Annotated in this window: 21 protein-coding genes and 1 pseudogene; 9 read left to right on the top strand and 13 right to left on the bottom strand. The window is 62.1% G+C overall.

Going from position 1 to position 21,796, the window contains the following annotated elements; genetic code table 11:
- Positions 1–30 precede the first annotated feature (30 nt).
- On the bottom strand, positions 31–1,314 hold the full coding sequence (locus HX866_RS17415) for an MFS transporter (protein ID WP_177140158.1): 1,284 nt from the start codon (positions 1,312–1,314) through the stop codon (positions 31–33).
- A 40-nt stretch (positions 1,315–1,354) separates the two neighbouring features.
- The gene (locus HX866_RS17410; protein ID WP_177095942.1) at positions 1,355–2,086 is read right to left on the bottom strand and encodes a GntR family transcriptional regulator; all 732 of its coding nucleotides are present in this window, start codon (positions 2,084–2,086) and stop codon (positions 1,355–1,357) included.
- 309 nt (positions 2,087–2,395) lie between these two features.
- On the opposite strand from HX866_RS17410, the gene aroQ reads away from it, so the two are divergent.
- Together aroQ and HX866_RS17400 are read left to right on the top strand one after the other, a co-directional pair.
- Positions 2,396–2,836 (top strand): type II 3-dehydroquinate dehydratase, encoded by a 441-nt coding sequence (gene aroQ, locus HX866_RS17405; protein WP_177095940.1) that lies wholly within the window; start codon positions 2,396–2,398, stop codon positions 2,834–2,836.
- Positions 2,837–2,841: 5 nt separating this feature from the next.
- Positions 2,842–3,696, top strand: coding sequence for a shikimate dehydrogenase (locus HX866_RS17400; RefSeq protein WP_177140157.1), 855 nt, complete (start codon positions 2,842–2,844; stop codon positions 3,694–3,696).
- Between the two features lie 69 nt (positions 3,697–3,765).
- Here HX866_RS17400 and HX866_RS17395 read toward each other — a convergent pair whose 3' ends face one another.
- Together HX866_RS17395 and quiC are read right to left on the bottom strand one after the other, a co-directional pair.
- Positions 3,766–4,446 (bottom strand): TetR family transcriptional regulator, encoded by a 681-nt coding sequence (locus tag HX866_RS17395; RefSeq protein WP_177103920.1) that lies wholly within the window; start codon positions 4,444–4,446, stop codon positions 3,766–3,768.
- Between the two features lie 174 nt (positions 4,447–4,620).
- Positions 4,621–6,531 carry a 3-dehydroshikimate dehydratase QuiC gene (quiC, locus tag HX866_RS17390; RefSeq protein ID WP_177140156.1) on the bottom strand — a complete coding sequence of 637 codons (1,911 nt, stop codon included), beginning with the start codon at positions 6,529–6,531 and terminating at the stop codon, positions 4,621–4,623.
- 418 nt (positions 6,532–6,949) lie between these two features.
- On the opposite strand from quiC, the gene HX866_RS17385 reads away from it, so the two are divergent.
- The 3 genes from HX866_RS17385 to HX866_RS17375 all read left to right on the top strand — a co-directional run bounded on the left by HX866_RS17385 (position 6,950) and on the right by HX866_RS17375 (position 10,257).
- Positions 6,950–8,206, top strand: coding sequence for an MFS transporter (locus HX866_RS17385; protein ID WP_371319268.1), 1,257 nt, complete (start codon positions 6,950–6,952; stop codon positions 8,204–8,206).
- 170 nt (positions 8,207–8,376) lie between these two features.
- Positions 8,377–9,267 (top strand): KPN_02809 family neutral zinc metallopeptidase, encoded by an 891-nt coding sequence (gene ypfJ / locus HX866_RS17380; RefSeq protein WP_177140154.1) that lies wholly within the window; start codon positions 8,377–8,379, stop codon positions 9,265–9,267.
- Positions 9,268–10,257 carry an alpha/beta hydrolase gene (locus HX866_RS17375; RefSeq protein WP_177125449.1) on the top strand — a complete coding sequence of 330 codons (990 nt, stop codon included), beginning with the start codon at positions 9,268–9,270 and terminating at the stop codon, positions 10,255–10,257.
- Positions 10,258–10,408: 151 nt separating this feature from the next.
- On the opposite strand, the gene HX866_RS17370 is transcribed toward HX866_RS17375, so the two are convergent.
- The 3 genes from HX866_RS17370 to HX866_RS17360 all read right to left on the bottom strand — a co-directional run bounded on the left by HX866_RS17370 (position 10,409) and on the right by HX866_RS17360 (position 12,648).
- Positions 10,409–11,002, bottom strand: a complete 594-nt coding sequence (locus HX866_RS17370; protein WP_177140153.1) for an HAD family hydrolase — start codon at positions 11,000–11,002, stop codon at positions 10,409–10,411.
- A complete protein-coding gene (gene tesB, locus HX866_RS17365; protein ID WP_100941483.1) occupies positions 10,999–11,868 on the bottom strand; it encodes an acyl-CoA thioesterase II in 870 nt (289 codons plus the stop codon). The genes HX866_RS17370 and tesB overlap by 4 nt, the downstream gene beginning before the upstream one ends.
- 210 nt (positions 11,869–12,078) lie before the next feature.
- Positions 12,079–12,648 carry a GNAT family N-acetyltransferase gene (locus HX866_RS17360; RefSeq protein WP_177095927.1) on the bottom strand — a complete coding sequence of 190 codons (570 nt, stop codon included), beginning with the start codon at positions 12,646–12,648 and terminating at the stop codon, positions 12,079–12,081.
- Positions 12,649–12,741: 93 nt separating this feature from the next.
- On the opposite strand from HX866_RS17360, the gene HX866_RS17355 reads away from it, so the two are divergent.
- Both HX866_RS17355 and HX866_RS17350 read left to right on the top strand, forming a co-directional pair.
- Positions 12,742–13,662, top strand: coding sequence for a histone deacetylase family protein (locus tag HX866_RS17355; RefSeq protein WP_177095925.1), 921 nt, complete (start codon positions 12,742–12,744; stop codon positions 13,660–13,662).
- Positions 13,663–14,063: 401 nt separating this feature from the next.
- Positions 14,064–15,302 carry a TIGR03862 family flavoprotein gene (locus HX866_RS17350; RefSeq protein ID WP_177125447.1) on the top strand — a complete coding sequence of 413 codons (1,239 nt, stop codon included), beginning with the start codon at positions 14,064–14,066 and terminating at the stop codon, positions 15,300–15,302.
- 179 nt (positions 15,303–15,481) lie between these two features.
- Here HX866_RS17350 and HX866_RS17345 read toward each other — a convergent pair whose 3' ends face one another.
- Positions 15,482–16,816, bottom strand: coding sequence for a DEAD/DEAH box helicase (locus tag HX866_RS17345; RefSeq protein WP_177095923.1), 1,335 nt, complete (start codon positions 16,814–16,816; stop codon positions 15,482–15,484).
- 73 nt (positions 16,817–16,889) lie between these two features.
- Complete coding sequence (gene yedA / locus HX866_RS17340) at positions 16,890–17,780, bottom strand: drug/metabolite exporter YedA (protein ID WP_177095921.1); 891 nt, start codon at positions 17,778–17,780, stop codon at positions 16,890–16,892.
- A 115-nt stretch (positions 17,781–17,895) separates the two neighbouring features.
- On the opposite strand from yedA, the pseudogene HX866_RS17335 reads away from it, so the two are divergent.
- Positions 17,896–18,078, top strand: a pseudogene (locus HX866_RS17335) (Lrp/AsnC family transcriptional regulator); the annotation flags it as partial.
- A 153-nt stretch (positions 18,079–18,231) separates the two neighbouring features.
- On the opposite strand, the gene HX866_RS17330 reads toward HX866_RS17335, so the two are convergent.
- Positions 18,232–18,729, bottom strand: a complete 498-nt coding sequence (locus HX866_RS17330; RefSeq protein WP_177125446.1) for a BRO-N domain-containing protein — start codon at positions 18,727–18,729, stop codon at positions 18,232–18,234.
- Between the two features lie 586 nt (positions 18,730–19,315).
- Here HX866_RS17330 and HX866_RS17325 point away from each other — a divergent pair.
- Entirely contained in the window at positions 19,316–19,513 is a 198-nt protein-coding gene (locus tag HX866_RS17325) for a hypothetical protein (protein WP_371318783.1), read from the top strand.
- Here HX866_RS17325 and HX866_RS17320 read toward each other — a convergent pair.
- The 3 genes from HX866_RS17320 to HX866_RS17310 form a co-directional block, all read right to left on the bottom strand.
- Entirely contained in the window at positions 19,498–20,109 is a 612-nt protein-coding gene (locus tag HX866_RS17320) for a 3'-5' exonuclease (RefSeq protein WP_177095917.1), read from the bottom strand. The two genes, HX866_RS17325 and HX866_RS17320, sit on opposite strands and share 16 nt — an antisense overlap.
- Positions 20,110–20,134: 25 nt before the next feature.
- Positions 20,135–20,614: a LabA-like NYN domain-containing protein gene (locus HX866_RS17315; protein WP_121134960.1), complete on the bottom strand. Its 480-nt coding sequence runs from the start codon at positions 20,612–20,614 to the stop codon at positions 20,135–20,137.
- A gap of 391 nt (positions 20,615–21,005) precedes the next feature.
- On the bottom strand, positions 21,006–21,782 hold the full coding sequence (locus HX866_RS17310) for a DUF2076 domain-containing protein (RefSeq protein WP_177095915.1): 777 nt from the start codon (positions 21,780–21,782) through the stop codon (positions 21,006–21,008).
- Positions 21,783–21,796 lie beyond the last annotated feature (14 nt).

Below are 21,796 nucleotides of genomic sequence, written 5' to 3'. Positions count from 1 at the left end.
AAGCTGGCTCCTACAGGGATTGCGGGGGTTTCAGGATAATTGGTGGGCATCCGGACGTTTGGCGGGCAGCGCCTGCGGCGAGGCATCCTGCAGGTTGCGCCCCTTGGTTTCCGGCAAGGCCAGCGCGGCCAATACCGCCACGCCGTAGGCAATCCCCGCATCGATACCGATGGCCGAGCCGAGGGACATCGACTCGCTCATATGTCCGACCATGAACGGAAACACTGCCGACAGCACACGGCCGAAGTTGTAGCAGAAACCCACGCCAGCACCGCGTACATCCGCCGGGTACAACTCATTGAAGAACGAACCGAGGCTGGCCGGAATACCGGCGGCAAAGAAGCCCAGGGGAAAGCCAAGGAACAGCATCTGGGTATTGCTCAGCGGCAGGAACAGATAACACTGCACCGTAACCACGCAGCAGAAGGCAAAGAGGATGATGTTCTTGCGCCGACCGATTCGGTCCAGCAACAAACCGCTGACGATACAGCCGAACCAGAACGCAACGATGATCACCGCCAGATAACCGCCGGAACTCAACACCGAGAGGTTGCGCTCGGTCTTGAGAAAGGTCGGCAACCAGGTCATCACCGCGTGATAACCGCCATGGGCGCCAAGGCCGAGGATGCCGCCCAACAGCGTCACTCGCAGCAACTCGGGACGAAAGATCGCGGCCATCGAAGCCAGCAGGCCACGGCCCTCAGCCTTCGCCTGGCGCTGTGTGCTGTCAGGCTCGACCACGCTGCGCCGGACATAAATCACCAGCAGCGCCGGCAACAGGCCCACCAGGAACATCACCCGCCAGGCCATGGCTTCGGGCACGAAGGTGTAGATCAAGGTGAACACCCCGACCGCCACGCCCCAGCCAATGGCCCAGGCACTCTGCACCGCGCCCATGACCTTGCCGCGATAACGCGCCTGAATGGTCTCGGCCATCAGCACCGCGCCCGCCGCCCATTCGCCACCGATGCCGAAGCCTTGCAATGCCTTGACGATCAGCAACTGATTGAAGTCGCTGACAAAGGCCGAGAGGAAGGTAAACAACGAGAACCAGAGGATCATCCATTGCAGCGTGCGCACCCGGCCATAACGGTCGGACAGCGTACCGCCGAGCCAGCCGCCGAGGGCCGAGGTGATCAGGGTCACGCCACTGACCAACCCGGCATCGCCCTTGCTCAGGGCAAAGGCGGCGATCAGGGCCGGGATCGCCAGGCCGAACATTTGCACTTCCAGTGCGTCCAGGGACCAGCCGCCAAAGCAGGCCCAGAATGTCTTGCGCTCCCTTGAGGTGATGTCGCGATACCAGCTGAACATGATTTCTTATCCTTATAGGTGATCGGAGTGCAGGGGCAAATCAACGGATATCGACGCTGTAGCGGAAGTGCCGGGCATGGCCACGGGAGCGCCGCCACTCCAGCGGCTGGCCGGCGTAGTTGCGGGCCAGCCGCTCGATCACCACTACCGGACTGTCGGTCTCGATCTGCAGCAGGCGGGCATGGACCTCGCCCACGGCTTCAGCAGTGAGGGTCTCCTCGGCCGACGCCACTACCTGACCGCAGAGTTCCTCGTAAATGGGATAGAGCAACGGGCCCTGGCAATCCAGGTCGACATCCAGCAATGCCCGGAAACGCGCCTTGGGCAGCCAGATTTCCTCGGCCAGCAACGGCGCGCCTTCCAGCAACCGCAGGCGCACCAGGCGAATCACCGCAGCCTCGGGCGCCAGCCCCAGGGCCTGGCTGACAGCGGAGGGGGCAGGCAGGGAATCGATATTGAGGATCCGGCTCTCCGGCATCTGGCGCTCACCGGCCGGAGTCTGGAAGCGGAAAAAGCGAAACAGCGAAGACTGGAACTGTGGGCGGCGAATAAAGGTACCCCGGCCCTGATGGCGTTCGAGGATGCCCTCTCCCACCAGCTTGTCGATGGCCTTGCGCACCGTGCCGACGGACAGTTGGTACTCACCAGCCAGCACTGCCTCGGTGGGAATCGCTTCGCCCGGGCGCCAGCGGTTGTTGGCAATCTGTCGGGCCAGTTCGTCGCGCAGGCGTTGATAGAGGGGCAGGCGTTCGTCGCTGGAAAGGGCATTCATTCTTGTAGTTATCCAGTCATCTATATGAATTTTTCCCGAGTATTCTCCTCGAATGGAAACCCGTCAAGGGGCCAGGCGATCACTGGTCGACGCTTGCCCTGGGATATCGAAACGCTTCGCACGCCGTGCCCTCAAACCTATTCAACCGAAAAAGCTCCCGGGAGCTGTTCGCTGATCGAACACTAAAGCGCTGGATTTCTTCTCAAGGCGTTCTGTTCATTTGACTTGGATTAACCAGTTAGTACATTTTATCTCCGCAGACCCGACTGCCCTCGGTCCAAGCCAACAATAACAATGGAGATTCCCCCGATGCCGCCTATCGTTCTGGTACTCAACGGCCCGAACCTGAACCTGCTTGGCACACGCGAGCCGGCAACCTATGGCCATGAGACCCTGGCTGACCTCTCTGCCCTGTGCGGGCGGGCGGCCACTGAGCTGGGCCTGACCGTGGAGTTTCGCCAGACCAACCATGAAGGCGAACTGCTGGACTGGATTCACGCGGCCCGTGGCCGTTGCGCCGGGATCGTCATCAACCCGGCCGCCTGGACCCACACCTCGGTGGCGATCCGCGATGCCCTGGTGGCCAGTGAGTTGCCGGTGATCGAAGTGCACCTGTCCAACGTCCACGCCCGCGAACTGTTTCGCCATCACTCATTTGTATCGTCCATCGCCACCGGGGTGATGTGCGGGTTCGGCAGCCACGGTTACCGCCTGGCGCTGGACTATTTCAGCCAGAAACTGAAGGGATAAGCAGGATGTCGCAGAATCACAGCAGAACCGTATTGGCCGGATTGATCGGCGCCGGCATCCAGGCTTCACGCACCCCGACCCTGCACGAGTGCGAAGGGGATGCCCAGGGACTGCGTTACCTGTACCGGTTGATCGACCTGGACCCGCTGCAACTGGACATCAGCGCCCTGCCCGAGCTGTTGCTGGCGGCCGAGCGTATGGCGTTCACCGGTTTGAACATCACCTTTCCGTGCAAACAGGCGATTATTCCACTGCTCGATGAACTGTCCCCCGAAGCACGGGGGATCGGCGCCGTGAATACGGTGGTGCTCAAGGACGGCAAGCGCGTCGGGCACAACACCGATTGCCTGGGTTTCGCCGAAGGATTTCGCCGTGGCCTCAAGGGTGTCGCGGTCGAGCACGTGGTCCAGATGGGCGCCGGCGGTGCGGGGGCGGCCGTGGCCCACGCGCTGCTCGGTGAAGGCGTCGGCCAGTTGACGATCTTTGATGTCGACAGCGCCCGGGCACAGAGCCTGGCGGACAACCTCAATCAGCATTTTGCCGGCGGCCGGGCCAAGGCCGGGAACGAGTTATCCTCGTCCATGGCCCAGGCGGACGGCCTGGTGAACACCACCCCGATGGGCATGGCCAAGCTGCCCGGAATGCCGGTCCCGCTGGCGTTGCTGCGCGCCGAAGTATGGGTGGCGGAGATCGTCTATTTCCCGCTGGAAACCGAGCTGTTGCGCAACGCCCGGGCCCTGGGTTGCCGCACGCTGGATGGCGGAACCATGGCGGTGTTCCAGGCGGTGAAGGCGTTCGAGCTGTTCAGCGGCATCACGCCGGACTCGCAGCGGATGCTGGAGCATTTTCAGCGGCTATAAGACTCATTGAGCTGAGCTTTATCCTGGATAAGGCTCAGCCCTGTGAGTGTTCCGGGCCTGAAGATGCCGTCAGGCCTGCAAGTAGCGCAACACCGACTCGCAGATCATCTCGCGATGACGTGCCTTGATCTGCTCGTCGGGCAAGTCGACCTGGAAGATCTCGCCAATGGTGTGGCGGTTCGACACCCGGTAGAAGCAGAACGAACTCACCAGCAGGTGCACGTCCAGCGGGTCCAGGCCGCTGCGGAACAACCCTTGCTGCGCGCCGCGCTCAAGGATTTCGCCCAGGGCGGTGAGGATCGTGACGTTCAGCGAACGAATCGCCTGGGATTGCTTGACGTACTCGCCCTTGTGGATGTTTTCGATGCTGACGATCCGCACGAAATCGACATTGCGGTCGTGGTGGTCGAAGGTGAATTCCACCATCCGCCGAATCGCCTCCCGTGGCTCCAGCTCCGTCAGGTGCAGGCGGCTTTCGGTGCTGCGAATATCCCCGTAGAGCTTCTCCAGCACCTCGACGTAGAGCCGTTCCTTGCTCCCGAAGTAGTAATAGATCATCCGCTTCGAGGTGTGGGTCCGTTCGGCAATCGCGTCGACCCTCGCCCCGGAGAGCCCCTGCTGGACGAACTCGACGATCGCTTCCTGGAGGATGTTCTCGCGGGTCTTCTCGGGATTGTTCTTGCGACTCTTGCGCGGCACGACGACCGGGGTGTCGTCGGACGGGGCGGATAGTTCTGAAGTCATAGTTATTCTGGGCTCACGGCCTTATCAGCAGATGCCACCGATTATGAGCACAATTACCTGTAGGAGCGAGCTTGCTCGCGATCCGCCGCCCTAGCGGCGGCCGTTCAACAAAGTCGCGTGATCGTTAACGACTTTTTCGCGAGCAATCGAGCGTCTCCTGCTGGAAGGCAGGAGTGGCAGTCAGAGCCGGGCCTGCCGCCCGCCACCGTTGCGGGATTTGGCCATTGCCGCCAGACGCACCGCGACATTCGCGGCACCATACCCGGCATAGCCATTGCGGCGTTGCAGGATCTCGAAGAAGAAGCGCCCCTCGAACGGCTCGGTATAGACGTGGAACAACTCCCCGCCCTGGGCATCACGGTCATACAACACGTTGTAGTACGCCAGCTCGCTGAGGAACTCATCGTCAAAATCGAAGCGCGCGGCCAGATCGTCGTAGTAGTTGAGGGGGATATCCAGCAACGGCACGCCCGCCTCTTTCGCCCGGCTGACCTCGGCAAAAATATCGTCACAGTCAAAGGCAATATGATGCACGCCTGAGCCGCGATAACTCGACAATGCATGGGAAATCGCCGTATTGCGGTTCTCGGAAATATTCAGCGGCAGACGGATCGAACTGCAGCGACTGCGCAGCGCCCGGCTCTTCACCAGACCATAAGGGTCCGGCAGCACCACTTCATCGTCCGCTTCGAAATCCAGCAGGCTCTTGTAGAACAGCACCCAGCTGTCGAGGCTGTCGGCGGGCAGCGCCATGGCCATGTGGTCGATGCGCTTGAGCCCGGTGCGCGAAGGCGTCACCGGTAGCAGGTTGAAATCGGTGTCGTAGAGTTTCTGGCCCGTGGCGTCCTTGTCCACCAGGTAGATCAGGCTGCCATCCGGCGCCCGCACCGCCGCCAGTTCCAGCTCGTTGGGGCCGACCAGCCCGCGATAGGGCTGGCCCTTGTAGGCCACCGCCCGGGCCAAGGCGCTGGCGCTGTCGTTGACCCGGATCGCCGTGGCGCACAGGGACGGGCCGTGGGCCTCGAAGAAACTGTGGGCAAAGGAATAGGGTTCGGAGTTGAGGATCAGGTTGATATCGCCCTGGCGCAACAGACTGACGCTTTTCGAGCGGTGCTGCCCGGCCTTGGTAAAACCCAGGCGTTCCAGCCAGTGGGTCAGTTTGGCGCCGAGGCTTTCGTCCACCGCGAACTCGAGAAACTCGATGCCATCGTTTTCGCTGACCGGTGGCGGCGCGAACAGGCTGTCGAGATTAGCCACAGGCTCAGCCTCCTGGGCCAGGCGCTCGCGGGTTTTCTCTTCCAGGTACAGCAACGAGCGCAAACCATCGGCGGCATTGGCCCGAGGTGGCGCGGCGCGGAAACCGTCGTTGAAGATTTCCAGGGACAGCGGCCCGGTGTAACCACTCTTGATGATGGGCGCGAGAAACCCCGGCAGATCGAATTCACCTTGCCCCGGGAAGCAGCGGAAATGCCGGCTCCACTCCAGGACATCCATGGCCAGGATCGGCGCGTCGGCCATTTGCACGAAGAAGATCTTGTCGCCGGGAATCTGTGCAATGGCGCTCGGATCGCCCTTGAGCGACAGGGTATGAAAGCTGTCGAGCAAGACCCCGAGGTTCGGATGATCGGCCTCGCGGACAATGTCCCAGACCTGTTGGTAGGTATTGACGTGCCGGCCCCAGGCCAGGGCTTCATAACCGATACGCAGATCACGGGCGCCCGCGCGTTCGGCCAGCAGATGCAGGTCATCCACCAGGATCCGTGGGTCACCGACGCTGTCGGCCGCCGCATTGCTGCACACCAGCACCAGGTCGGTGCCCAGTTCCTGCATCAGGTCGAACTTGCGTTCGGCACGTTCCAGGTTGCGTGGCAGACGGTCGCGGCGGCAGCCCTCGAAGTCGCGAAAAGGCTGGAACAGAGTGATCGCTATCCCCAGGTCCGCGCACATCTGGCGGATTTCCCGAGGGCTGCCGTCGTAATACAGCAGATCGTTTTCAAAGATCTCCACCCCGTCAAACCCGGCGGCGGCAATGGCTTCAAGCTTTTCCGGCAAGGTGCCGCTCAGGGAAACGGTGGCAATGGAACGCTGCATAGCGTGGACTCCCGGCAGAGGTTTTTTGTTGTAGATACGGCACAGCCTCCCTGTAGGAGCCGGCTTGCTGGCGATGCCATCGACGCGGTGGTTCTGTCAAACCGAGTCGCCTGGATCGCCAGCAAGCCGGCTCCTACGGAACGATCAAAGTATCGAGGCGGGAAAGCCAGACATCAATCAAAGTGTACGAACTGGTTAGTTTTGTGTGCGATTATCGACCACAATGACCTGCGACGAATTGACGGTTTTTTGCCCACTGCGCACCATCGTCCCGGCCAAGGCGTTGCTTTGAACGCTGCAGAAACACACCCAGACAATTCCAAAAAACGGGTAATCGCTCATGCTCTCGACTTCACAAAGCTCCCCTGTCACCCAGGGCAGCCCCCGCGTCGGTATCACCGACAAGATCCGCGGCGCCATGGCCGTCGGCACGACCCGCTGGGGCATGCTGGCCCTGGTGTTTTTCGCCACCACCCTGAACTACATCGACCGCGCCGCCCTGGGCGTCATGCAGCCCATCCTGGCCAAGGCCATGAACTGGACGGCGATGGACTACGCCAACATCAACTTCTGGTTCCAGGTCGGTTATGCCGTCGGCTTCGTCCTGCAAGGACGCTTGATCGACAAGATCGGCGTGAAGCGGGTGTTCTTCTTCGCCGTGCTGTTGTGGAGCCTGGCGACCGGTGCCCACGGCCTCGCCACCTCGGCGGTGGGGTTCATGGTCTGTCGGTTCATTCTCGGCCTGACCGAAGCCGCCAATTACCCGGCCTGTGTGAAAACCACCCGCCTGTGGTTCCCTGCCGGTGAACGAGCCGTGGCCACCGGGATCTTCAATGCCGGGACCAACGTCGGCGCGATGTTCACGCCCATGCTGCTGCCATTGATCCTGGAAGTCTGGGGCTGGCAGGCGGCGTTCCTGTGCATGTCGGCGCTGGGCGGCATCTGGCTGGTGTTCTGGGGCCTGAAATACTTCAATCCGGAAGACCATCCTTCGGTGAAAGCAGCGGAACTGGCCTATGTCCAGAAGGAAGTCGAACCGCCACAACCCGCCGTGCCCTTTTCGCGAATCCTGCGCATGCGCGGCACCTGGGCGTTTGCCCTGGCCTACTCGCTAACCGCCCCGGTGTTCTGGTTCTACCTGTATTGGCTGCCGCCGTTCCTCAACCAGCAATACAACCTGGGCATCAGCGTGACGCAGATGGGCATCCCGCTGATCATCATCTACCTGACCGCCGACTTCGGCAGCGTCGGCGGCGGTATCCTCTCCTCGTTCCTGATCGGTCGCGGGATCAACCCGATCCGCGCCCGCTTGCTCTCGATGCTGCTGTTCGCCTGCTGCATCATCGGTGTGGTCATGGCGGCCGGTTCCAGCCACCTCTGGGTCGCCGTGGGCGCAATCTCCCTGGCCATCGGCGCGCATCAGGCCTGGACCGCGAACATCTGGAGCCTGGTGATGGACTACACCCCCAAGCACATGATGAGCACGGTGTTCGGTTTCGGCGGCATGTGTGCGGCCATCGGCGGCATGTTCATGACCCAGTTGGTGGGCTATATCCTGACCACCACCCACAACAACTATGCCGTGTTGTTCACACTGATCCCGGCGATGTACTTCCTGGCCCTGATCTGGTTGTACTTCATGGCCCCGCGCAAGATCCCCAACCTGGCCGACTGAGCCGTCCGCTCCGGAGGCCTGGCTCCAGGCCTCTGCGTCCCGCCCGTCGTCAACCTTGCGAGCGGATCGCCGCCCACCCTCCTCCGGGACCACGCCGGCCTGACGACCGGACTGGCGGCCATCCCCAGCAGCAGCAACACTGATCTGCACAGCAACAAGAGGATTGCCTCATGCTCTGGAGAAAAGGTAGACGCAGCGATAACGTAGTAGACGCGCGCGATAGTGACACGGGTGCCGGCCCCGGAAGGCGTTTCGGCGGCAAGGGCTTGAGTCTGACGGCCGTGGTGCTGATCGTCGGCATCGGCCTGCTGACCGGGCAGGATCCGATGCAGATTCTCGGGCTGCTCAGCGAGCAGATGGGCCAACAGCAGGCGCTGCCGGTCAGCCCGCAAAGCCGCCAGGCGCCACCGGCCAACGATGAGCAGGCGGATTTCGTCCGGGCCATTCTCGGCGACACCGAAGACACCTGGCACCAACTCTTCCAGCAGGCCGGACGGCAATATCAGGACCCGACCCTGGTGCTGTTCAACGGCCGGGTCAACTCTGCTTGCGGCTTGGCCTCTTCCGCCACCGGACCGTTCTACTGCCCCGCGGATCAACGGGTCTACCTGGACCTGGATTTCTTTCGCGAAATGTCCCAGCGCTTCAAGGCCACCGGGGACTTTGCCCGGGCCTATGTGATCGCCCACGAGATCGGTCATCACGTGCAGACCTTGCTCGGCGTGTCGGCCAAGATGCAGGCCGCCCGCCAGCAAGGGCAAAAGATGGAAGGCGACGGCGGGCTGTTGGTACGCCAGGAACTGCAGGCCGACTGCCTGGCCGGCGTCTGGGCCTATCATGCGCAGAAACGCTTGAATTGGCTGGAGCCCGGCGACATCGATGCGGCCTTGAATGCCGCCAGCGCAATCGGTGATGATCGCCTCCAGCAGCAAGGCCAGGGGCGAGTGGTACCGGACTCGTTCACCCACGGCACCTCCGCCCAGCGGGTGCGCTGGTTCAAGACCGGCTTCGCCCAGGGACAACTCAACCAATGCGATACCTTCGCCGCCAAGAGTCTGTGAATGAACAAAATACTGTGTGGGTCATTGTTGTTGGGCATGTGCGTTATCGGCGGCCAGGTCCAGGCCGCCGACCATGGGGTCAAGGAAGTCAGCCCCAATCACTTGAAACTCTCGGCCGGCGAACTGAGCGTCGGGCTCAACCGCGACTGGCAGGGACCGATGCCGGACGTGCAGCGAGTGCTGATCATCGTGCACGGGCGGCTGCGTAATGCCATGACCTACCTCCAGAGCGCGGAAACCGCCGCGGCCCAGGCAGGTCAGGACCGCAATACCCTGATCATCGCGCCGCAGTTCCTCAATGAAAGCGATGTGCAGCGCAATCACCTGCCGGGCAACCTGCTGCGCTGGCAGGGCGAAGACTGGATGGCCGGCTCGGCCTCCACCGGGCCTTCGGCGATCAGTTCCTATGCGGCGCTGGATGAAGTCCTGGCGCGCCTGGGCAATCGGAAAAAGTTTCCGGCCCTGCGCGAAGTAGTGGTCGCCGGGCACTCCGGCGGCGGTCAGGTGGTGCAGCGTTATGCCCTGGTGGGGCATGGCGACGAGCAATTGGCGGGGAGCGGCGTCAAGCTGCGTTATGTGGTCGCCAACCCGTCGTCCTATGCCTACTTCAACGCCCAGCGACCAGTGGCGGGGTTCAATCCGTCGAGCTGCCCGGGGTTCAACGACTGGAAATACGGCCTGCAGAACCTGCCGGACTACGCCAAGGGACAATCACCGGCGCAGTTGGAACAGGCTTATGTACAGCGCGATATCACCTACCTGCTGGGACAACAGGACACCGACCCGAACCATCCGGCGCTGGACAAGACCTGTGGGGCCGAGGCTCAGGGGCCGTATCGGTTGATTCGCGGGCACAACTATTTTGCCTACCTGCAACAGCGTCATCCGCAAGGGTTCACCCAGACCCTGGTCGAGGTGCCTGGCGTCGGGCATAACGGCGATGGCATGCTGACTTCGCCGCAGGGGCAGAAGGCGTTGTTCGGGAAGTAAGCGATCCTTGTCGCGAGCGGACATTTCCCTAGGAGACGTTGTAGGAGCGAGCTTGCTCGCGATGGACTTGAGAGCGCCGCATTCGTCCAGCAAACGCTGCGTTATCGTTTGCGTCCATCGCGAGCAAGCTCGCTCCTACAGGGGGGCATCATCAAGCCGAAAGCATCTGCCGAAGGGCCAGGCAATCCTCGGCATGCCAATCCGTCAACTCCGGCCAGGGGTTGTCCGGCAGGTTGACCAAAATGGTCCGCGCGCCCGCCGCCCGCCCGCAATCCAGGTCGAAGCGGTAATCACCGACCATCACCATCTCGCTCGGCGCCACATCCCAGGCTTCGGCCAACTTCAGCAAGCCTCCCGGATGTGGCTTGGGCGGTGCTTCATCACGGCCCAGCACATCATCCACCGCGAAACAGTCGGCCAGACCGATGGCCTCCAGCGTCACATGGGCCAGCTCCCGGGCGTTACGCGTGAGAATACCGAGACGATAACCACGCCCCGCCAACTCGCGCACCAGCTCCACCGCCCCCACCGCCGGTTTCGATCCCAGCGCCAGATCCCGCTCATGCTCCAGCAACCAGGCATGCTTGGCCGCAGCCTCGGCGGCGGGCAGCGCCGCCAGGTGCGTGAGGATGTCGTCTTCCGGCGGGATCGCCAGGGCCACGCGGATCGCCGCGAAGTCATGCACCGCCACGGTCAGGGTGCCGTCCATGTCGAACACCCAGTGACGCACTTCAGCCAGACTCATGCCCAATCCTTGCGATGACGAATCAGCCCTTCCTGGGTCACCGACGCCACCAGCACGCCAGCGCGGTTGTACACGCTGCCCCGGGAGAACCCACGGGAATTGCCGGCCCACGGACTGTCCATCGCATACAGCAACCAGTCGTCGGCCCGCAGGTTGGCGTGGAACCACAACGAATGGTCAAGACTGGCGACCTGCATATCCTTCTGCCACACCGACTTGCCATGGGGCAGCAAGGAGGTGGTCAGCAGACCGAAGTCCGAGGCGTAGGCCAGCAGGTATTTATGCAACGCCGGCGAATCGGCCAGCGCCCCGTCGGCGCGGAACCAGACGTACTTGACCGGGTCGGATGGCTGCGGGTTGTAGGGGTCCTTCTCGGTGACCGGGCGCACTTCAATCGGCTTGGGGCACAGGAGTTTTTCACGCATGTGCTCGGGGATCAGGTGTGCGCGCTGCTGGGTGAGTTCCAGCTCGGTGGCCAGGTTCTCCGGTCCGACCACCTGGGGCATGCTGCTCTGGTGCTCGAAGCCCTCCTCGTCATACTGGAACGAGGCGCTGCAGGTGAAGATCGGCTGGCCCTTCTGGATCGCCGTGACGCGCCGGGTGCTGAAGCTGCCGCCGTCGCGCACCCGGTCCACCGAGTAGACCACCGGCAGGCCGGCATCGCCCGGCCGCAGGAAATAACCGTGCATCGAATGCACATGCCGCGCTTCCTCGACCGTCTGGCTCGCCGCCGACAGCGACTGGCCCAGCACCTGGCCGCCGAACAACTGGCGAAAGCCCAGGTCCTGGCTACGGCCGCGAAACAGGTTTTCTTCAATCGGTTCCAGGGTCAGCAAGTCGACCAGGTCTTCCAGCACTTGGCTCATTCAAACGCTCCTCACACAGGGCAATGCTGTTTACTTAAAGACGATATCAAGCCATCCGTGCTTGTGTGGCGAACAGGCTGCAAACCCGTCGCCAGGGAAAACGCGCCCTCTGTAGGAGCGGGCTTGCCAGCGCCTACAAGGGGCCGTGTTCAGCCTTGATGATACAGCGTTTATCAGCCCCGGCGTTGCAGCGGATCGGCCAACTCCGGGTCATGCCTGCAAGGTTTTCAGCCATTGCCCATGGCTGATGCGGTAGAGCACGTGACGGTGCAACGGGTGATCCTCGGCCAGCTTGGGATGATCGAAGTCGGACTGCGGGTCGTAATGCATGCCGATGGCCTGCATGACCTTCTGCGAGGCCGTATTGCTTTCGTTGGTAAACGCCACGACCTCATCCAGGGACAAGCGCTCGAAACCACAACGCAACGCGGTCCAGGCCGCCTCGCTGGCATAACCCAGGCCCCAGTGCTCGCGGGCCAGGCGCCAACCGATCTCCACCGCCGGAGTGAAGGCGGCGTCGAAGTTAACTTGCATCAGCCCGGTCAGGCCGATAAACGCCCCGGTGTCCTTGCGCTCCAGCGCCCAGAGGCCAAAACCGTATTCGGCGAAGTGCCCGCGAATCCGGCCGATCAGCGCGGCGCTTTGCAGACGGTCGAGGACCGTCGGCAAATAGCGCATCACCTGAGGATCGGCACACATCCGGGCGAACTCCGGCAAGTCCTCGTCGCGCCACTGGCGCAACCGCAAGCGTGCACTCTCAAGTTCCAGTATCGGCACCATCAACTCTCCCTCCGGATTCTTTCAACACTGACTCCCTGCTCGTGAGTGTACCGCGCTGATAAGATCCTTCACTTCCTCCTACATGAATTCGCCATGCCGCTGCCTTTGATCTACCACGATGATTACAGCCCGGACTTCCCGGCGGACCATCGCTTTCCCATGGACAAGTTCCGCCTGCTGCGCGATCACCTGGTGGACAGCGGCCTGACCCGGGACGCCGACCTGCTGCGCCCAGCCATCTGTCCTGTGGATATCCTCGCCCTGGCCCACGACCGTGGCTATATCGAACGTTATATGGCCGGCGAACTGTCCCGCGAAGACCAGCGCCGCCTCGGCCTGCCCTGGAACGAGGCCCTGGCGCGACGCACCGTGCGCGCCGTCGGCGGCTCGCTGCTGGCCGCCGAACAGGCGCTGGAACATGGCCTGGCCTGTCACCTGGCGGGCGGCACGCACCATGCCCATTACGATCATCCGGCGGGTTTCTGCATTTTCAACGACCTGGCGATCATCAGCCGCTACCTGCTGGAAAGCGGCCGTGTCGGTCGGGTGCTGATCTTCGACTGCGACGTGCACCAGGGCGACGGCACGGCGCGGATCCTCGAAGACACCCCGGACGCCATCACGGTTTCCCTGCACTGCGAGAAAAACTTCCCGGCCCGCAAGGCCCATAGCGATTGGGACATTCCCTTGCCCATGGGCATGGGCGATGGCGACTACCTCAAGGTGGTGGATGACACGCTGAATTACCTGCTGCCGCTCTATCAGCCGGACCTGGTGCTGTATGACGCCGGTGTGGATGTGCACAAGGACGATGCCCTGGGTTACCTGAAACTCACCGATGAAGGGGTCGCCGCCCGGGATGAAAGTGTCCTGCGTCATTGCCTGGGCCGGGATATCCCGGTGGTCGGGGTGATCGGCGGCGGCTACAGCAAGGACCGCCAGGCCCTGGCCCGGCGCCACGGGATCCTGCACCACAGCGCGCAAAAGGTCTGGACGTCATCGGGTTGTCATTGAACTCTGGGCTTACCCACAATGGCTGTGGAACCGCCTGTGGATAACCTGAGTGAAATGCGCTGCAGGCCTTGTAGAGAAAGGGCTGCAGAGCGCTGTATGTTTTTTGTACAGATACCCTGATCTCCGCCAAGCCCATGCCCGACGACATCCCGTAGGAGCCGGCTTGCTGGCAATTCAGGCGACGCGGTCCGTCAGGAACACCGCGTTATCGTTCTTCGCCAGCAAGCCGGCTCCTACAGGTCCGTGCTAAAGCGAAAAATACCTGTAGGAGCGAGCTTGCTCGCGATGGCGTCCGCAAAATCGACACCCACCTTCGGCCCATCCCCAAGGCCTTGCATACACCACAGCCCTGCCGGAAAAACGTAGAATGCCCGGCTCGTTCAGCCAATTCGCCGCCCGCCATGACCCAGCCAACCCCTGATACCTCCCCCCGCGTCGCCATTATCGGTGGCGGCCCTGCCGGTCTGATGGCCGCGGAGGTCCTGAGCCAGGCGGGTATCCAGGTCGATCTCTACGACGGCATGCCTTCGGTGGGGCGCAAATTCCTGCTGGCCGGCGTCGGCGGCATGAACATCACCCATTCCGAGGCCTACCCGGCGTTTCTTTCCCGCTATGCCGAACGTGCGCCACAAATTGCCCCGCTGCTGCGAACCTTCGGCGCCGATGCGCTGTGCGAATGGATTCATGGCCTGGGGATAACTACGTTCGTCGGCAGCTCAGGCCGGGTCTTCCCCAGCGATATGAAAGCCGCCCCGCTGCTACGCGCCTGGCTCAAGCGCCTGCGCGAAGCCGGGGTAGTTATCCACACCCGCCATCGCTGGCAGGGCTGGCGCGACGGCAAACTGGTTATCCACAGCCCCGACGGCGAAAAAAACCTGCGGCCCGACGCCACGCTCCTCGCCCTGGGCGGCGGCAGCTGGGCACGACTGGGCTCCGACGGAGCCTGGCTGCCGCTACTTGAGCAACAGGGCGTGAGCGTCGCGCCCTTGCAGCCAAGCAACTGCGGCTTCGACGTCGCCGCCTGGAGTGAAGTGTTGCGCAGCAAGTTTGCCGGCGCGCCGTTGAAGAACGTCGCCATCGCCCTGCCCCATGGCACACCACGCCTGGGCGAATGCGTGATAACGGCCAGCGGCATCGAAGGCAGCCTGATCTACGCGTTGTCAGCACCGATCCGTGAGCAGATCAATCAGCAAAACAGCGCGATCATCGAGATCGACCTGTTGCCCGGCAAGTCCGTGGACAAGGTTCAGGCCGCGCTGGCCAAGCCGCGCGGTTCACGCTCCATGGCCAAGCACCTGCACAGTCAGTTGGGGATCGACGGGCTCAAGGCCGCCTTGTTGCGAGAGCTGACAAACGCCGAGATCTTTGCCGACCCGGCGCGTCTGGCCGCTGCCATCAAGGCCTTGCCGCTGACGCTGGTCAAGGCGCGACCGCTGGACGAGGCCATCAGCAGCGCGGGCGGCGTAGCGTTCGAGGTGTTGGACCAGCGATTGATGCTCAAGGCCTTACCCGGCGTATTCTGTGCGGGGGAAATGCTTGATTGGGAAGCGCCGACCGGCGGCTACCTGCTCACCGCCTGCTTTGCCAGCGGGCGAGTGGCGGGACAAGGGATGCTGGAGTGGTTGCGGCGCAAGGCTTGAGACAAGAGATTCTCGAGTGAACGCTGACACCTGTAGGAGCCGGCTTGCTGGCGATAGCGTCCAGGAGATCAACACAAGGCTCCCGCCCTGATCGCTAGCAAGCTGGCACCTACAATGCCCCTGCTGACCGTGGTTGCGAGTCCAGGGTCAACACGGTATCGACAATAACGGCGCTCGCCTTACGGCTTGCGCTTGCGCGGCCCGGTATTGAACACCGGTACCTTGCGCACCGGCTTGACCGACGGCGCCACATCTTCCGGCTTCTCGCCGCTGTCCACCCACTTGCCGAGGTTGCGCTTGCCACCGGCGGCCTTGGGTTTTTTCGGCTTTTTCGGTTTCTTGATCACGCTGCCCGAGGCATCGGTGTCCGGCACCCGGTGATCCGGCTCAAAACCGGCTTCGTCCTGGCGTTTTAGGGTCTGACGGGTCAAGGTCTCGATGGCCGACAGCAGATTCACCTCATCGGCGCAGACCAGGGAAATCGCTTCACCGGTGGCGCCGGCACGGCCAGTACGACCGATCCGGTGAATGTAGTCTTCGGCCACGATCGGCAGGTCGAAGTTGACCACCAGCGGCAAGTCCTCGATGTCCAGGCCACGGGCCGCCACATCGGTGGCCACCAGGATCTGGATTTCACTCGCCTTGAAACGATCCAGCGCACGCTGGCGGGTGGCCTGGGGTTTGTCACCGTGGATGCCATCGGCATTGATGCCCAGGCCCTGGAGCTTCTCGACCAACTGGTCGACACCATTGCGGGTCTTGGCAAACACCAGGACCTGCTTCCAGTGCTGCTTGCGCATCAGGTGCACGAACAGCTCCGGCTTGCGCTTCTTGTCCACCGTCACCAGCCACTGCTTGACGGTGTTGGCGGCGACGTTGCGCGGGCTGACCTCGATGCTCAGCGGATCGTTGAGCATCTGCCCGGCCAACAGGCGGATGGCGTCGGAGAAGGTCGCGGAGAACAGCAGGGTCTGGCGCTTTTTCGGCAGCGCCTTGTAGATATTGCCCAGTTCTTCCTGGAAACCGAGGTCGAGCATGCGGTCGGCTTCGTCGAGCACCAGGGTCTGCAACTGGTTGAACTTGAGCGCGTTCTGGCGATAGAGATCGAGCAGACGGCCGGGGGTCGCCACCAGCAGGTCGACACCCTTGCGCAGCTTCATCATCTGCGGATTGATGCTGACGCCACCGTACACCGCGTAAGTGCTCAGCGGCAGGTGCTCGGCGTACTGGCGCACGCTTTCATGCACCTGCTCGGCCAGCTCGCGGGTCGGCACCAGGATCAGCGAACGCACCGAGTTGGCGGTGACCTTCGGCCCTTCCATGGTCAGCAACTGCAACAGCGGCAAGGCGAAACCGGCGGTCTTGCCGGTACCGGTCTGGGCCGCGGCCATCAGGTCGCGACCGGCCAGCACGGCAGGAATGGCCTGGGCCTGGATCGGTGTGGGGGTCTGGTAGCCCAGAGTATCCAGGGCCCGCGTCAGGGGTTCGATCAGGCCGAGTGTGGCGAATGTCATGCAAGTACCATAAAAAGAGAGCACCGGTGGAAAAGTGCCAGCGCATAGGGGCAATGCGCGGCAGTTTACCCTGTCAGGCTCCTTTCGGCTTGCGCCACTGTGGTAAACCGATCAACACCACCGCACTGATGATCACCGCCATGGCCATACACTCCTGCCAACCGATGTGCTCACCGGCAAACAGGATGCCCAGCAACACCGCCACTGCCGGGTTGACGTAGGCATAGCTGGTGGCCGCCGCCGGGCGGACATGCTTCAACAGATACATGTAGGCGTTGAAGGCAATGATCGAGCCGAAGATGATCAGGTAGACCAGAGCGAGCCAGCCCCCGGTGGAGGGCATCTGGGTCAGGCGCTCGCCACTGAAAAAGCTGGCCAACAGCAGCACCACGCCCCCTACCAGCATCTCCGCCGCGCTGGCCATGCCGCCCTGGGGCAGCGGCAGGTGCTTGCTCCAGACCGAACCGAAGGCCCAGGTTGCAGCGGCGAGCAACAGCAGGCCGGCGCCAAAGGGGCTGGCTTGCAGGTTGGAACCCATGTTCAGCAAGCCGATACCGATCAGGCCGAGCACAATCCCGGCCCATTCCAGACCGGTATTGCGGGCGCCCCAGAAATAACCACAGAGCAAGGTGAACAGCGGCACCGTGGCCACCGTCAGCGCGGCGACGCCCGACGCCACGCCGGTGTGCTCGGCCACACTCACCGCGCCGTTGCCGAAACTGAGCAACAGCACGCCGATGGCCGCCGCCGCTTTCCATTGCTGCCAGGTCGGCGCCGGCACACCGCGAAAACGTTGATAGGCGAACAGCAGGCTGCCGGCGATAACGAAGCGGATACCGCCCAGCATCAGCGGCGGCCAGGATTCCACGGCAATACGAATCCCCAGGTAGGTCGAGCCCCAGATGAAATACAACGCAAAAAAAGCACCGATCAACGGTAACGGGAAACGGCGTGGGGCGGACATGGGGGGGCAGATCCAGGCAGGATAAGGGAGGCTTATTCTAGAAAGACGACCGGCAAATAATAAGTTACAAAACCGTGTTATGAGGCCAGTACACTTTTTAAAAGATGGAGATCATGTTACCGAATGCCATCGGGTGAGCGGGAATCCGCGCGTGATTTTGCAGACGGCGGAGCCGGAGGAGTTGATCAGTCGCGTGGCGCAGTACGGGTTCAGCATGACCTCTATTGTGTTGTCGAGCGCGATTGAACGGCGGGTGCCGTTGGAGCATCTGGAGGCGAATGGGAAAGCGAAGGGCTGAGGTTGTCGCGTTCTGCCTTCTACAACGTGCGTGGCGGTTTTGGGGGTGCTTCGCACCCCATCGCGAGCAAGCTTGCTCCTACAGGTTTCACGTCGTGCACAGGTCTTGCGCACGACGCCGTCCTGTAGGAGCAAGCTTGCTCGCGATCGCTATCTACCAGACGCTGCCACACCCACTGACCGGCACCACCTGCGGCATATCACACAGCCGAATCCACGGTTCCTTGCGCCAATGCAACAGGCTCAACACGCCGCCCTCCCATTCCAGAATCCCAAGGCTCGGCGCCTGGGTCAAAGCCGGCTGCGGCTGGCCGCGCAACATCGGCAACACCTGATGCGTCAGCCACTGGCGCAGGTGGCGATTCTCCGGCAAGTAGTGATAGACCAGCATCGCGTAGACACCGGATTCGCTGAGCATCAGGTGATCCTCAGAGGGGCCGCTGCCCTTGAGTTTCTGCACCCGCCGCTGATCCGGATCGAGCTTGATCGCTTTACGCTCATGCCACTCGATCCCCATCAGATGCCCGATATCACGGGCACAGAACCACGCTTCGTCATGCAGGAGCAAGGTGCGGAGTTTGAGGTGGTGGCGGGTGAAGATTTGCGGTTCGAGGCTGATATCAACCTGTATTGCGGGAATGGAATTGTCCATTGCGGATTACTCTTGGCTGTCTGAAAAAAACTGCCAATCGTCTTCCTACGGACTTGGGTGGCAGCCGTACGCGGGGTAGGAACCGAGTCCTCAGACAACCCCGGCCACGCAGAAGCGTGCCCGCGCACGGCCACCATGGCTGATTATCCGGGCATAAAAAAAGCGCCGCAATCAGAAGGTGGACGCAAAGCGCCTAGTCCAGCTCAGCAAGGGTTCCTAGGCCCTGTCACCGATTTTGCGATGACAGGAGAAAGGCTAACGCCGCAATGCCGCGGGGAAAAGACAGCACAGGTCGCCACCCGCAGTACGACATTTCCTAAAAGCTGCACGACAAAAGGAACTACTCAGGAACAATCCCACCCCACTCATAAGACCTGAAGCCGAGCACGATATTGTGGCGAGCGGGCTTGCCCGCGCTGGGGTGCGAAGCGCCCCCAAACCGGCAAATTGGGTTCATCAGGTAGATCGAGGTGGCCGGTTTTACGGCTGCTTCGCAGCCGAGCGCGGGCAAGCCCGCTCGCCACAAGTCCCTGCCAGACTTAAGATCGCTCTTAACTGACTGGCATTACCCTTAGGAGTCCTTGTTATGCGCAAAACTTTGAGCAACACGGTCCCTGCGGATGTGTTCGAGGCGACGATGGAACGTCTAGATGATCTGGATCTGGCTCAGTTGGCCAAGGCACGCATTGAAGCGAATGAAACGCCCATGCGCGTTTCTTTTGACGACCTGATTGCCGAAGCCCAGAGCGATATCGCAAATAAGCGCCCTCAGACGCCCCGATAACGCTTCAAATGCTCACCGATCTTCGCCGCCGGCACCTTCTGCAATTTGCACAACCACTCATGGGACAACGCCTGCACCCCATGCTTGTCGCGCAGCTCGCCGGCCATATGCGCCAGCAGGTTTGCCGCCATCTCGGCATCGGCCATGGCCCGGTGCGCCTGACCGGTGTGCGGCAAGCGGGCGAAGGCGGTCAATGTACCGAGCTTGTGATTCGGCGCCGACGGCATCAGCCGCCGCGCCAACAACAACGAACAGGCAAAATTCTGCAAGCGCGTGCGCTTGATCCGCCCCAACTCGTAGTCCCAGAACTTCTGGTCGAACGCGGCGTTATGGGCCAGCAACGGCGTGATGCCAACGAACTCGTTGACCTCGTTCATCACCCGCTCCGCCGAAGGCGCGGTACGCAACATGGCGTTGCTGATGCCGGTCAGTTGTTCGATAAACGCCGGCACGCGCACGCCGGCATTCATCAGGCTCTGGTAACGGTCGACAATGCGCCCTTGTTCGAGGATGACCACGGCGATTTCCGTGGCCCGGCATCCCGCGTTCGGCGTGATACCCGTGGTTTCAAAGTCGATGACCGCAATACGTTCCAAAAGCCCAGCCCTTTCAAAATCAGTTTCAGTTTTTCAACAACAACGCGCCTTCGATGGGCACGTAGCGGCTCGCCGCACGAATCAGCGAGTTGGCCGTCAATCCCGGCACGCCGTAGGCCACCGCCTCGACGCGATGCTTGTCGATGATGCGCGTCAGCAGCAGGTCGAAATCACCGTCGCCGGAGGCCAGCACCACTTCGTCGACGTGGGGCGCCGCATCCATGATATCGATGGTGATACCCACGTCCCAGTCGCCCTTGGCCGAGCCGTCGCTACGCTGGATATAAGGCTTGAGCTTCACCGTAAAGCCCAGGTTGCGCAGGATCTGCTGGAACTGCTGCTGCTTGCTGTCGCCGCGATCGATGGCGTAGGCGTAGGCCTCGACGATCTCCCCGCGTTGGCTGATATCGGCCCACAGAGCGGCATAGTTGAAGTGACAACCATAGGCCTGACGAACGGTGTAGTAGAGGTTCTGCACATCGGCGAACACAGCGATTTTCTTCACCGCGAATCCTCATGGCGCAAAGCGCACTGGCGGGTGATGGCGAACGCTCGGGAGCGATTAGCTGCGCAGTATGCCAGCCTGGGGGAGTGTTCAGCGAATAATCAGCGGCGTGAGGGCTTGCCCTCGACGTGCAGCAACACTGTGGGAGCCAGCTTGCTGGCGATGGCGCCCAACAGGAAGATGCAAGACTTACCGGCCTCATCGCCAGCAAGCCGGCTCCCACAGGCCGGTGTTTCAATGCAGAAGGCAGGTGATTCCGCGACCCTTGTGGGAGCTGGCTTGCCGGCGATGACGCCCGTCAGGGCGATGCAGAACTTACGGGCCTCATCGCGAGCAATCGAGCGTCGACCGGCTGCTCCTACCGTTCAGCGCTCCATAACCCAGATGGGGATCAGACGTAGGAATCGTCATCGCCGAAGGAGGAACTGTCGTCATTAAAATCGGTGTCGTCAAAACCACCCTGGTTATTGCTGCCCCAGGAATCGTTGTTGGCCATACGCTGATCGTCACCCCAACCACCGCCGCCACCGTTGTTGCTCATCGGGCTCGGCTCGATGATTTCCTCGATGATCTGCGGTTGCTGCTGGTTGTGATGGAACAGGCTGCTGATGCCTTCCGCCAGCATCACACCACCGGCCACACCGGCCGCTGTTTTCAGCGCGCCACCGAGGAAACCGCTGCCGATAGGCGCCGCCGGAGCCGCCTGCTGTGGCGCAGGTTGCGCGTAGGCTGGCTGCTGATAGTTCGGCTGTGGGTTGTAGTTCTGCTGCGGCGGAGCATTGAAGCCCGGACGCCCTGGCTCACGCCAGCCGCCACCGGAATTGCTCGGGGCCGGTGCGGGGGCCGGGTCGCGGCTACCGCCAAAAATGCTCGACAGGAAACCACCGCTGCTCTGCGCCGGCGCGGCGCTCTGGGCGCGGGCCTGCTGCAACTCGTCCTGCAACTGCTGCACCTGCGCCTGCAATTGCTTGTTCTGTTCGTCGAGGCTCTTGATCGCGTGCTCTTGCACCAGGATCGACTGAGTCATGTAGTAGGGTGCAGCCGGTTGGCGAGTCAGGTGTTCCTTGATCCGCGCCTCCGCCAGGGCGTCACGCGGGGCTGAATCCGTTCCGGCTTGCTGCAACCGTGAAAACAGTCCATCGATCAGGGTTTGCTCTTCGCTGTTCATGGCGACCTCATTAG

The sequence above is a fragment of the Pseudomonas gingeri genome (genome assembly GCF_013386165.1).
GTDB lineage: Bacteria > Pseudomonadota > Gammaproteobacteria > Pseudomonadales > Pseudomonadaceae > Aquipseudomonas > Aquipseudomonas gingeri_C.
This window is presented reverse-complemented; position numbering and strand designations above follow the sequence as displayed.